The 13,087-nt window shown below is 47.9% G+C and carries 11 protein-coding genes; 3 read left to right on the top strand and 8 right to left on the bottom strand.

The window, feature by feature from the left end:
* Window positions 1-314: 314 nt before the first annotated feature.
* Window positions 315-1,349: an LCP family protein gene (locus gpAD87_RS25500; RefSeq protein ID WP_331710928.1), complete on the bottom strand. Its 1,035-nt coding sequence runs from the start codon at window positions 1,347-1,349 to the stop codon at window positions 315-317.
* A gap of 110 nt (window positions 1,350-1,459) precedes the next feature.
* Here gpAD87_RS25500 and gpAD87_RS25495 point away from each other — a divergent pair, with 110 nt between their 5' ends.
* Window positions 1,460-2,434 (top strand): aldo/keto reductase, encoded by a 975-nt coding sequence (locus gpAD87_RS25495; RefSeq protein ID WP_064641652.1) that lies wholly within the window; start codon window positions 1,460-1,462, stop codon window positions 2,432-2,434.
* A 95-nt stretch (window positions 2,435-2,529) separates the two neighbouring features.
* Here gpAD87_RS25495 and gpAD87_RS25490 read toward each other — a convergent pair whose 3' ends face one another.
* From gpAD87_RS25490 to gpAD87_RS25480, 3 genes are all read right to left on the bottom strand, one after another.
* Window positions 2,530-2,991 carry a MarR family winged helix-turn-helix transcriptional regulator gene (locus gpAD87_RS25490; RefSeq protein WP_064641651.1) on the bottom strand — a complete coding sequence of 154 codons (462 nt, stop codon included), beginning with the start codon at window positions 2,989-2,991 and terminating at the stop codon, window positions 2,530-2,532.
* Window positions 2,992-3,090: 99 nt separating this feature from the next.
* Entirely contained in the window at window positions 3,091-3,768 is a 678-nt protein-coding gene (locus tag gpAD87_RS25485) for a TIGR00266 family protein (protein WP_064641650.1), read from the bottom strand.
* Window positions 3,765-4,160 carry a winged helix-turn-helix transcriptional regulator gene (locus tag gpAD87_RS25480; RefSeq protein WP_063567750.1) on the bottom strand — a complete coding sequence of 132 codons (396 nt, stop codon included), beginning with the start codon at window positions 4,158-4,160 and terminating at the stop codon, window positions 3,765-3,767. Before gpAD87_RS25480 ends, gpAD87_RS25485 begins: the two co-directional genes overlap by 4 nt.
* Window positions 4,161-4,323: 163 nt before the next feature.
* Between gpAD87_RS25480 and gpAD87_RS25475 the strand changes: the two genes are divergently transcribed.
* Window positions 4,324-5,523, top strand: a complete 1,200-nt coding sequence (locus tag gpAD87_RS25475) for an MFS transporter (RefSeq protein ID WP_064641649.1) — start codon at window positions 4,324-4,326, stop codon at window positions 5,521-5,523.
* Window positions 5,524-5,723: 200 nt separating this feature from the next.
* The gene (locus gpAD87_RS25470; protein ID WP_064641648.1) at window positions 5,724-6,569 is read left to right on the top strand and encodes an aldo/keto reductase; all 846 of its coding nucleotides are present in this window, start codon (window positions 5,724-5,726) and stop codon (window positions 6,567-6,569) included.
* Window positions 6,570-6,820: 251 nt separating this feature from the next.
* On the opposite strand, the gene gpAD87_RS25465 is transcribed toward gpAD87_RS25470, so the two are convergent.
* From gpAD87_RS25465 to gpAD87_RS25450, 4 genes are all read right to left on the bottom strand, one after another.
* Window positions 6,821-8,920 carry a glycosyl hydrolase family 18 protein gene (locus gpAD87_RS25465; protein WP_064641647.1) on the bottom strand — a complete coding sequence of 700 codons (2,100 nt, stop codon included), beginning with the start codon at window positions 8,918-8,920 and terminating at the stop codon, window positions 6,821-6,823.
* Window positions 8,921-10,492 carry a chitinase gene (locus gpAD87_RS32840; RefSeq protein ID WP_064641646.1) on the bottom strand — a complete coding sequence of 524 codons (1,572 nt, stop codon included), beginning with the start codon at window positions 10,490-10,492 and terminating at the stop codon, window positions 8,921-8,923.
* 377 nt (window positions 10,493-10,869) lie between these two features.
* Complete coding sequence (locus gpAD87_RS25455; protein WP_064641645.1) at window positions 10,870-11,952, bottom strand: pectinesterase family protein; 1,083 nt, start codon at window positions 11,950-11,952, stop codon at window positions 10,870-10,872.
* A complete protein-coding gene (locus tag gpAD87_RS25450; protein WP_064641644.1) occupies window positions 11,949-13,061 on the bottom strand; it encodes a glycoside hydrolase family 88/105 protein in 1,113 nt (370 codons plus the stop codon). Before gpAD87_RS25450 ends, gpAD87_RS25455 begins: the two co-directional genes overlap by 4 nt.
* Between the last annotated feature and the right edge of the window lie 26 nt (window positions 13,062-13,087).

Genomic DNA, 13,087 nt, shown 5'->3' with positions numbered 1-13,087 from the left:
TCCATCTGTATTTTTTTGAGCCAACTAACCATATAACAAAAAATTATAATTTAATACATTAATAGTTAAATTAATCATAAAGACTATATTTCGACAATTTTTTTAGTTAATAATTCTTATTGTATTTATATTTTCCAGTTCTACTAACTCAAATATTAATACTCTTGAAAAAATATAATTAATAATCAATATTAGTCATAATATATTTTAACTAATATTAAGAAAAGAAGCCCCAGAAATATTAATCTTCTTTGGGCTTCTTTCTAAATTGTCCTGATAACGTATATTGTTAATGGAAGTCTGTTGCCAATAAGTTACGCCGGATCTTTCGTATCCGCCGTCTCCGGCTCCATAATTTCAGTGGCATCCGGGTCCAGCCAGTTGGCAAGCAGGGTCCGCACATATTGCAGATCACTCTCTGACAAATCATAGTACCATGTGCCGCTACGCGTTGCGCCCTCACCCTTCAGCATGTAATTGCTGATTGTTGGCGTGCTGTCTTTCATATATAGAGACTCGGCAAATTTCACGATGAAATCCGAGTTCATGTTGGTTGTAAAATTCGATCCAGCGATTTGGATAACGTCCGGGATCTTGGTCAGGTTTTTGACCTCAAGCGCACGATTCATGAAGGCACTTAGAAAAAGACGGTGCCGCATCGTCCGATTGAAATCGGAATCTTCCCGGTAACGCACATAGCCCAGCGCTTCTTCGCCGCTGTAGATCGGTTTGTTCGCTTCAACAAACAGCTTCTCATGTGCTTTCGATTTGTTCTCAATATTTTTCTTAATCGGCAATTCAACACCGCCAACCGCATCAACGATATCCTTGAGTCCGTTAAAATTAATCGCGGCATAGAAATCGACTTTGTTTTCCAACAAATGCTCCACGGTATCCATCGCCATCTTGGCTTCACCATGTGCATAGGCTGAATTAATCTTCGACTTCACATCCCGGCCGATAATATCGGTGTAGGAGTCACGTGGAATCGACAGCAGCAACACTTTATTTTCTTCCGGACGCACAACAGAATAGATCATGGTATCAGAACGGCTTGGTTCGTTATCCCGTTGGTCAATTCCTAGCAACAACAGCGAGAATGGATTGGTATGTTCTACAACGGGTGCATCCTTATCGCCAACAGGCTTGAAGGATTCATCGAGCGTTTCCTTTACGGTTTCCGAAGCAAACAGATTAAATGCAAACACAACGAGTTGCTTTTGATAGATAAATCCGAGTCCCCCCAGCACAATCAAAGTACTCAGGATGATAATCAAAGGTTTCTTCCATCTCTTCTTCGGTTTCTTCGGCTTCCGTCTGGTTAAATGTGCGGCACTGTTCTCCATCATATCTCCTTTAATAACGGTCTTAGAATCATTTAACTATATTAATAACACGTTTTCAATAGATTACGTTATAATCTGCTATACAAGAAATGACACAGAAGGAGCGATGAACGATGGAATATCGACGTTTGGGGAATAGCGGACTGCGCGTTTCCGCACTTGGACTCGGCACCAATGCCTTTGGTAAACGGGCGGACGACCCGACTTCGATCCGCATTATTCATGCGGCACTGGATCAGGGAATCAATTTTATCGATACCGCCAACATCTACGCCGGAACAGAATCGGAGCGGATTATTGGACAAGCCTTGAAGGGCAGACGGGAAAACGCTGTGCTTGCTACCAAAGCCGGACTTCCCCGGCATGAGGGTCCCCATGGGCGCGGTTCCTCCCGCTATCATTTGCAGCAAGAGCTTGAACATAGCCTGCGGCGTCTGCAAACGGACTATGTGGATCTGTATCAGATCCATACTTTTGATCCGCACACACCGCTGGATGAGACGCTGCGCACATTGGACGATATGGTCACTTCCGGCAAAGTCCGCTATATCGGAGCTTCCAACTATGCAGCCTGGGAGCTGATGAAGGCCCTTGCTACCAGCGAACTAAAAGGATATGTACGTTATATCTCGACCCAAACCAGCTACTCTCTGGCTGATCGCACACCTGAGCTTGAACTTGTACCGATGTGTCTTGATCAAGGCGTAGGTATCATTCCATATTTCCCGCTGGCTGGTGGCATTCTGACAGGCAAATACAACGGTGAAGCGAGCGTGCCTTCCGGTTCCAGAGCGGATACCGATCCGGCCTTCAATCGTTTCCTGCTGGAACACAATATTAAATTAGGTGAGCAGGTCAGCGAAAAGGCATCGGCGTATGGCTGCTCTCCAAGTGTCCTGTCGCTTGCATGGCTGCTGGCACGCCCTGCTGTTTCGACGGTTATCGTTGGGGCAACGAGCACGGAACAGCTGGAGCATAATCTGGCTAGCCTGGACATGAAACTGACCGATGATATAATCTCGCAGCTCGATCAACTCAGCGACTCTTTCCGTCATGGTAAGCCATTTGCGACTTATCGGATTAATTGAACCAATACAAAAAACCTCCCGGCTAAAAAGTCTGGGAGGTACAACTTCACTACACTCTGTAGTCTAATAAAGCATAGAAAAAATCTTTCTATGAATTAAACATCTGTTTTATGTTGGATAAATTCCTGCATGATTTCCATGTATTCATCCTTACGATCACTTAACACATCAAAGAACACCTTGTCCGCGGCTTCAACAAGATGAATACCTTCAAGCGCCAAGCGGGTTCCTTCCGGCGTTGTTGTAATAATATTCGCACGGGTATCAGTAAGATGACGCTTGCGAGTTATCAACTCTCTCTTTTCAAGAGCACGGAGAACTTGAGAAGTAACGTTAACATCCACATTGGCAAATTGCGCAAGCTGGACCTGAGTTACTCCTTTACCCTCGTTGTCGCGTTCATTGAGCCACACACAGGCATGTAATAATACAAATTGGGGTTGTGTTAATTCCAAAGGCTCGAGCACCCTGCGTATTTCCTTTTGCCACATCGTAGTAACCTGCCATAGCAGATAACCCGGACTTTCCTGAGCATTTTTATATCGTGAGCTTTCCATCTCAATATACCTCCATCATTACACCTTGAGCTTCATCTTTTCTTATAACGTTTGTCGGAACGCATGTGTTTCAACGTAGTACATTTTCAGCGGAAAACATTAACGCGAAGGAATAAATTGCTTGACCCATTGGCCAAATCCATGCGGATTACGACTCTGAATCAGGACTGTCCCTTCACCCCGAAATCGGCATACAAGCCCTTCTCCACTGGTCACGCTGGATAACCAGCCTTGTGATGCTTTCTCAATACGATAATCCATATAATTGGGCCATGCCACCAAATGGGCATTATCTACGATTACTTCTTCACCCGCAGCCAGATTGATCGTATGGATTGCACCATAGGATGATAGGAACACGGTTCCTCGCCCACTGATCTCTATAATAAAGAAACCCTCTCCCGAGAAGAGACCTTTCTTCAAGTTTTGCATTTTGGTATTCACCTGGATGCCTTCCGTTCCGGCCAGAAATCCATCTTTCTGTACGTAAAGCGAATAGGAGCCATCCAGTTCAATCGCCTCCACATCCCCCATGCTGGAGGGTGACAACAGAATCTCCGCAGATCCCCCTGCAGCCGTTAATTCCTGAAAAAAGAATTTCTCGCCGCTGATCATTCGTCCGAATCCGGCAAACATACCGCCTTCAGCAGATCCCTTCAAGTCAACGGTTGGTGTCATGGATACCATGGCCCCGCTTTCTGCCTTGAACCGTTCTCCCCGTTGCAATTGCACTTTAAGCATCGCAAATGCACCATCATATAGAATTTCATAGTTCACGGCTTCATCAGCTCCTTATTGTCCGTGTTAAAATCATTTAACCCATTATCCTCCAACACTGAGAATTTGTCTCCGTATTCCTTAATAATGTGCTGATCTCCCCAGTTACAAAGGGCATTTAGAATCGGTTCCAAACTTCGGCCATATTCACTCAGTTCATACTCCACCTTGGGAGGTACCTGATTATATACAATGCGGTTCACAATCCCGTCATCTTCAAGCTCTCTCAGCTGCTGCGTTAACATTTTCTGCGTAATTGCGGGCATAATACGCTTGAGATCACTAGTGCGTTTCTTTCCGTGTGTCAGATGGCAGAGGATAACACATTTCCACTTGCCACCGATGACTTCAAGTGTCGCTTCAACTGAAATATTATACTTCTTTCTGATCATGCTGAATGTCCTCCCGGAAAATGTTATTCATAAAAGCAATTGCTATATAGGCACTAAAAAGTACGTAGGGTACTAAAAAGTACGTACTATTCATTTTATGTCGAATAACTCATAATAGCATTTGCCGGTACGTAAATCTACATTCTGGGGAGTTGAACAAGACATGTTACATGATTCAAAACGCAGTACCTGGGCACTGCTGGCGCTGGCAATCAGTGCTTTTGCCATCGGCACCACTGAATTTATCAGCGTTGGACTGCTGCCCCTTATTGCAGATGACCTGGGCATTTCCGTAACGACAGCGGGACTGACCGTTACTTTATATGCATTAGGCGTAACCTTCGGGGCACCAATTCTGACCTCATTAACGTCAACGGTGTCACGCAAGACGCTGCTGCTTGCCATTATGGTTGTTTTTATCGCTGGTAACACCATGGCGGCGCTCTCGAGTGGAATTACCATGCTGCTCATTGCTCGAATTGTCTCCGCTCTGGCACACGGCGTATTCATGTCCATTGGTTCCACCATTGCGGCAGACCTGGTACCTGCAAACCGCCGGGCGAGCGCCATTGCCATCATGTTCTCTGGCTTGACCATTGCTACCGTAACCGGTGTACCGCTGGGTACTCTCATCGGTCAAAACTGGGGCTGGCGCGCAGCTTTCATTCTTATCGTTGTCGTAGGTGTTGTGGCCTTCATTGGCAACATGCTTCTCGTGCCATCCACGTTGCAACGCGGAACGCGAACTGCCTTCCGAGAACAACTGAAGCTGGTGACAGGCGGACGGTTGCTGCTGGCTTTTGCCATTACCGCTGTGGGATATGGGGGAACATTTGTAGTGTTCACTTACCTGTCCCCACTGTTGCATGATATCAGCGGGTATTCTGAGAAAACGGTCGCGGGAATTCTGCTGCTGTACGGGATCGCCATTGCTATCGGTAATATTATTGGAGGGAAAGCCGCCAACCGCAATCCGCTCCGAGCACTCTTCTATATGTTTATCATTCAGACCGTCATTCTGGGCATACTGTATTTCACCGTTCCATTTAAGCTGGCAGCATTACTCACCATACTCGGCATGGGTCTGCTTGCCTTCATGAATGTGCCAGGGCTTCAGATGTACGTCGTGACACTCGCAGAACGATATGCTCCACAAGCCAAAGACGTCGCCTCCGCCTTCAACATCGCAGCCTTTAACGCAGGTATCGCAATCGGGGCATATTTGGGCGGTGTAATCACGGACTCCATCGGTCTAATTCATACCACATGGGTTGGTGCAATTATGGTTCTCGCCGCTGTTCTTCTGACTGGCTGGGCAAGAGTGCTTGATCGTAAAGATCCCTATTCTCCTTCTGAGATGTAAGACAGGACCGTCAGAAATCAGCCTAAACATGCGTCTTTCCAGTGTTAAAGTTACAACTCGGAACCGGTTTCGCCCTTTATTTTAATCTAGTATAATACGTTAATTCGAATTTAATCTACTATGACTTAATGAAGGATATCAGGAGTTATCGTTTCACATCGTTACTACCATTTTGATTCATAATATGAGGAGGACTTCACATGACAGCACAACATTTACAATCTACAGTAGCTTTAAATAACGGCGTTCATATGCCTTGGTTCGGACTTGGTGTATTTCAGGTAGAAGAAGGATCTGAATTAATCGAAGCCGTCAAACAAGCGATTGCTCACGGTTACCGCAGCATTGATACAGCCGCTATTTATGGCAACGAATCCGGGGTAGGACAAGCCATTGCCGAGGCATTGAAAGAGAATAATCTGAAACGTGAAGAACTGTTCATTACGTCCAAAGTGTGGAATGCAGACCTCGGATACGAAGAAACTCTTGCTGCTTTTGATGTCACGCTGAACAAACTGGGACTGGAATATCTGGACCTGTATCTGATTCACTGGCCAAAAGCAGGCAAATATAAAGGCGCATGGAAAGCGATGGAGGAGCTGTACAAAGCAGGTCGCATTAAAGCCATTGGCGTCAGCAACTTCCAGATTCATCACCTTGAAGATCTGTTGCAGGATGCTGAAGTGAAGCCAGCAATTAATCAGGTAGAGTACCACCCTCGTCTGACCCAAGCTCCACTTAAAGCATTCTGTGAGAAAAACGGAATTCAATTGGAAGCTTGGTCCCCGCTGATGCAGGGTCAACTTCTGGACAATCCAGTTCTGACCGAAATTGCCACTGCGAAAGGTAAATCGGTAGCACAAGTGATCCTGCGCTGGGACTTGCAAAACGGTGTCATCACCATTCCCAAGTCTACCAAGGAAAAACGTATCGTCGAGAACTCTTCCATCTTCGACTTTGAATTGTCCAATGATGAGATGGAGCGTATTAGCGCTCTGAACGAAGATGTTCGCGTTGGACCCGACCCGGACAACTTTGATTTCTAATTGAAGATTCAAATTATGTCGGAGTATATTTCTTCTAGATAAACTAAGTAGGGCAAAGCCTTGTTGGAGCCTGCTTTGACATACCATAGCCAAAAACCACCGGATCAAGAGCCGGTGGTTTTTGGTCTTCCCTTTTCTTATCTTCTTCTGTTTAGCGCCGAGAAACAATCCATGTGTCATATTCTCTTTCCACTAACTAAGCTCGCCAACACTGCACATTTCAATTAAAAATGTTGTATTTCAATTTTTAACTATTGAAGCTGCCACAAGGCAGGAACGTTGGATGGTTCCCATCCTGCCAAGGAGGTGTGGGGCTGCAAACATTTATACGTCTTGCCGCTATATGTGACCAGTTGTCCCGCAGTATAAGCTGTGTTGACCTGCCATGCGGATACACCAGGATTTGTCGTTTCGGCGGCTGTCTTCACACTCACCGCGTTGCTCGCTGCAGACACGTTACCTGCCGCATCCTTTGCTTTTACCGTAAATGTATACGAGGTATCCGCAGCAAGTCCGCTGATCGTTGCCGTCGTACCGGTTACCGTTGTTGCCAGTGTCGTTCCGTTGTACACGTCATAACCGGTTACACCCACATTGTCAGTGGATGCCGTCCAGCTCAGCGTTATGCTGGATGTCGTTTGCGCGGTCGACGCAAGGTTCGTTGGTGCAGTTGGTGCTTGCGTATCGCCTCCCGGCTGAGCCGTTGTACTTACAGTTACAGCATTACTGGCTGCAGACAGATTACCTGCCGCATCTTTTGCTTTTACCGTGAAGGTATATGAAGTACCCGCTGTAAGTCCGCTGATTGTTGCTGTCGTTCCGGTGACCGATGTCGCAAGATTAGCGCCATTATAGACGTTATAACCGGTAACCCCTACATTATCCGTTGAAGCATTCCAAGCCAGCGTCACAGAGTTTGCCGTCACACCTGTCGAACGAGCATTCCCGGGTACGCTTGGTGCCGTCGTATCTACTGGTGGCACTGTACCTCCAGTAGGCAGATCGGCTTTCAGTTTGTTTTGAAGTGTTTTGTTACGGTCACCGCTGAGCTCCCAGAACATCGCTCCGCCGAGTCCTTTGCTCTTGATATAAGCCGTTTTATATCCAACGGACTCCGCATCGTCATAACTGATAAAGCGCTTGTTGGACGCATTATAGAGATATGGCACTTTGGCTGTGTCATTCCAGTAACGCGTGTACCCGTTTTTGTTGATGTAATTGGCTTCCAGATCGTAGAAGTCAAAGGAGCCTGCTTCCCATGTTCCAACGGAAGAACCACCCGTGCACGTCTGATACTGGCCGTTGCCTGCTTGTGCGCATCCATCCCAGCCACGGCCGTAGAATGGAACACCAAGCACGAGTTTAGCGGCCGGTACGCCTGCATCCAGATGCCCTTGTGCTCCAGCTGCCACATTAAATGTATTGGCATCTGGCACGCCAGCAGCTGAAGCTGCAGGATCATAGTTCAACGGCGCATTATGTGCGCTGATCTTTTGCCAAGCCCCGTTAAAATCGTATGTCATAATGTTAATCCAGTCGACGATGGCAGCAATTTTTGCAAGCTCCGTATTGGCAGCATAGGTCGCAGACGCACCGCTTGCAATCGTAAGCAGATACTTCTTGCCGTCCACAGCTCCCGCTGCATCCAATTTTTCACGGATTTTGCTCAGGAGCAATGTGTAGTTTTGCTTATCTTCAGGACGTTTGCTGTTACCATCGAGTCCGCCTGATACCGGGTACTCCCAGTCCAGATCTACCCCGTCAAAATTGTATTTTCTCAGGAAGTCCACGGCAGAGTTAGCAAAGACCTCCCGGGTTGCAGCAGTCGCGGCTACATCAGAGAAACGGTTGGACCACGTCCATCCTCCGACGGAGATAATAGTCTTCAGGTTAGGATTGGTTTGTTTCAGCTTGTTAAGCTGATTGATATTACCTGCAATGGGCTGATCCCACGTATCCCCTGCAAATGTCTTGCCCGTATCGATCCATGGATCGCCGAGCACAATCGTTCCGTTCGGAACATTGATCGTTTGGCTTTTTTCATTCTGGCAGGTCCAGGTTACAGGATTGGGGCCCGAAGGGTCCGGATTTCCATGAATGCCGTTCCAGCAAATATCAGCAAACGCATAGTTGATATGCGTCACTTTGGTCGGGTCGATGTCAGCTACATTATAGTTTCTGCCGTACGCAGCCCAGGACGGATAGTAACCAACAATTTTATAAGAATCTGCTGCTTCGGCCGTAGCAGGTTGGAGCGCGAAGGAAGGAACGATGACCGATAAGAGAAGGGACAGACCAAGGACAAACTTTGCAGTCTTCTTAAAAGCAGTGTGTTTATTTAAATGTATCATTTAATACACAACCTCCTCTGTCTTTTGCGTGCTAAGCCCATTCAGGAATGGACGATGTGCGTTCGAGAACTGGTTATTCGTATACGCGTCCCAGTTGATTGACCAGGTCATAATGCCCTTGAGACCGGCATAGCCCGCAGGCTGGCGCAAGGTATAGGAACCGCCGTATGATACTCCTTTGATCAGATAATTCAATGCCTTTTGCAGCTCAGCTTGCGCCGTATAGCCGCCTCCAGCCGCTTGCTGGGAAGCTGGTACGCCAATCGCAATTTGGTCCGGGCGCAGAGGACTAAAGAATGGACCCGAGCTTCCGCCTACGTTAAACCCTTGAAGCAGCATATCGGCCATGGCGACATGGAAATCGGCTGTCCCTTGAGCGTAAGAACGTCCATCCAGCCCCACCATCGAACCGGTGTTATAGTGCTGCACATGAAGTAGGGTCAGGTCATTGCGCAAGGCATGAATCACTGGAAGATACGCCCCCCAAGGACCACCATAGTTCAGATATCCGCCTTGTACATAGGCCGTTTCCGGTGCAGCGGTCAGGACGAAATTAGCACCAAAGTGTGATTTAAGCGCTTTCACACCGTTAATCAGGTTAACGATCTTCGGAGTCGTTGGACTGCGGAAGTCGGTATCGCCCGCATTTAAAGACAGAGAGCTTCCTTCAAGATCGATGTCGAGACCATTGAATCCGTAAGTCGAAATAATGGATTTTAGGGAATCCTCGAACTGTTGTCTCTTGGTCGCATCTGTGAGCTCAATCGTGCCATTGGCTCCTCCCATAGATATCAGTACCTTCTTCCCTTGGCTTTGAAGGTACGCAATGTCCGACTTGAACTCTTCTACCGTAGCGTTATACGGAGTAAAAGCGAGCGTTCCGCTGCCGGGTGAAATCGGCTCGGCAAAGGAGACATTAATAACATCATAGGCTGTTGAAACGTTGCGCAGTTTAATGTTGGTAGAGCCATTATCGAAGTTGTGCCAGTAGCCGATCAGCCATTTGCTGCCGCTAGGCCCAGGATTCGAAGATCCGGTGGAAGTGGTAACGCTGAGAGAGGTGCTTGCTGCGGACAGATTGCCTGCCGCATCTTTTGCTTTGACTGTAAAAACATATGTGGTACCAGCTGTCAGTCCTGTGACTACAGCCGTAGTCGTTGAAGTGTTCGCCGCGAGAGTACCGTTCCGGTACACTTCATATCCGGTTACGCCCACATTATCCGTGGAAGCGTTCCAGGTAAGATTGACCGATGTATCCGTGACGAGGGATGAGGTTAAACCTGCAGGGACGGTAGGTGGTGTCGTATCCGGAGTTGGAGTTCCTCCTCCCGTACCTTCCCCGACGTATTTCCACAATGCGGGCACATTTGAGGGCTCCCATCCGGTCAAAGCCGTATGGGGCTGAATACATTCATAATCTTTATTTAAATAGGTTACTAGATCTCCTTGTTTGTATGCGGTGCCTGCCTGCCACTGGGCAGCGGCATCTGCTCTTGGTGCAAACCACGTAATAATCAGAATAAATGCCAAAGCGAATGTAATGACCGGGCGGAATCGAACAGCTTGATTCAAGCAAAATCCCTCCTGTATTCAGATTATTTTCACCTTGCAAACAAAGCTTCACTGGTGCACTTACATGTGATCCGCGATCTATAGAGCTTATAAAACCGTCTGACGATGAGTATCGCTTCACTCCCTTCCCTTATCAAAATGGACCTTCCCTCTCGTTTTCTTTTTTTGCAGACATCATCCAAATTTACAGGGAATTTACAGATCCTCACCCTGTATTTAATCAGTAAAATGCAATTGAGATAAGGGATAAATTATTTCTATGGGGGGCGAAAAATGTAATATACCGCGCAAAAAGGCCGTCTACTAAGTCATTAAGAGACTTGATAGACGGCCTTTTTTTATTTTTATTTTATAAATAAACGGATGTATTACCACGCTTATTTTAACTTCGAGGAGACTAGTTCAAATGACAGCAGACCTTCGAAAGGTTGCCAACCATCCTCCCCGGATAAAATAACAGGCACAGTATATTCGGCCGCTTCCTGATCACTGAGTATTTTCGCCCATGGAACTCTCCCCATCACACTTCCGGCCCCAGGTCCGGCACTATGATATTCGAAGTACGCTACCGTCGCTTCCGCATCGTTCTTGTTCCAGTTATGCCAACCCTCCTGCTTCACATGCGCCCCCATCCAGCAGTTCAGGAAGCAGACTTTGGCATGATTTCGCCACGGTCTGCCTAGATATACGGACTGAGCGGGGGCGTTGCTGGTCAGGTCACAATCGATAAACACATAGCCATAACGTGCATCCTCTGGTGTGGAAGCAGCCGTGATCCAGCCATTCACTTCTCCCTCTGCAGCAGCAACATCGCTCAAGCGATTCTTCGCAAAAATCTCACAGCCCTGAAACACAGCCGTAGCAGAGCCAAAAATAAAATCCACATCGCCCTCAATGAAACAGTCCTCATAATATTGGCGCAGCTTCCGCCGCTCTGCCCCGTCACGCGGCCCCCCGAAGAAACTCCGGTCAATGGGCTGCTCGGGCAGCGGTCCGGTAAAGATCGTGTCCTGGTGACCTATAAATCGGCAATGCCTGAAGGCTGCACGGTCCCCATCCACGTAGACAGCCAACGCCTGACCCACCTCACGACCAGGTCCAGCCGAGTTGATGAAGGAAAGTCCTTCAGCGGTGAAATCATCTGCACCAATAAAGGCCGTGTACGAATGAAAGGTATGATACAACTCCCCGTTCGGGAACTTTTTGAGCGCATAATCATCATACATGATGATAGTCTGATCAGCTCCCGCACCGACGAGGTGAACCATCGGCTTCTCGATGTGTAGTTTTTCAATATAAGTGCCTGGCTTTATGCGAATCGTATACTTTTCAGTGCAGTCGGCCGGAATCGCATCAATGGCAGCCTGAATAGTGGGAAAATCGCCGCTTCCGTCCGCAGCAACCAGGTAACCATTCCTGTACAGATCCACATCTGATCCATGTGACAGAGGTTTGTTCATGGCAATCGCTCCATTTCCAGCGCAGCCAGCAAGAGCGGTGCCATGCCCATGAACGAGTCACTTACAATCTGCTCGCCGACATAATAACTGTATGAACCATCCCGATCCAGACTGAGCCCTGCCCCGTGACAGATCGCGTTCAACTTCACGCCTTCCTCCGTTTCTTCCATCAAACGGGACGTCAGTCCATGCCATCCCTTCTCTGCGGCCTGCCTGAAATGCGGCTCAAGGTAACGCAAGCGAACGCCCTTCGCCATGGCATACACAAACATGCTTGAACCGGAAGCTTCCAGATAATTGCCCTTGCGGAATCCCTGGTCCAGCACCTGGAACCAGAGCCCGCTCTCCTGCTCCTGTACACGTACCAATGCATTACACATGCGCTCGAAGATGCCAATGATTGTGCCCCGTTTCGGATGATGAATCGGGAAGTGCTCCAGACTATCCACGATCGCCATCGCATACCAGCCCATCGCCCGGCTCCAGAAGTGTGCGGAGCATCCGGTTACGGAGTCGGCCCAGACCTGCTCCTTCGATTCATCCCAGCCATGATAGAGCAGACCCGTGCGCGGATCACGCGTCTTGCGTTCGATTAGCAAAATCTGATGAGCCACTTCATCCCACAGATCAGGTCGGTCAAACGTCTTAGCATAATGCGCCAGGAATGGCGACGACATATACAATCCATCCAGCCACATCTGGAACGGATAGATTTTTTTGTGCCAGAATCCGCCCTCCGACGTTCGGGGCTGTCCTGCGAGTTGGGCTGCGAGCAGATGTGCGGCTTCAGCGTATCGCTGATCGCCGGTGGTTTCCAGCAATTCGAACAGGTTCTTGCCCTGATTGATCTGATCCAAGTTGTACTCTTCCAGGGAATACGTTCCGATGGAACCATCCTCCTGAACATACAGATCCATATGTCTTTTCATAAAAGAAACGTACTCGTCCTTGCCGTATTGCTTGCCAGTGCGTGACATTGCCATTAGCGTCATCCCCTGAACATATGCCCACCGTTCCGAAGGAAACACATGATAGCCCTCTCCATCGCATTGCTGGCAAATCATCTCCGCTATTCGCTCCGACCAAGATAACTGCGTCTGTACTTGCATAAAAGAACCCCTCCCTGGACCTTGAA

Source organism: Paenibacillus sp. AD87, from assembly GCF_001659845.1.
In the GTDB taxonomy this organism is placed as follows: domain Bacteria; phylum Bacillota; class Bacilli; order Paenibacillales; family Paenibacillaceae; genus Paenibacillus; species Paenibacillus marchantiae.
This window is presented reverse-complemented; position numbering and strand designations above follow the sequence as displayed.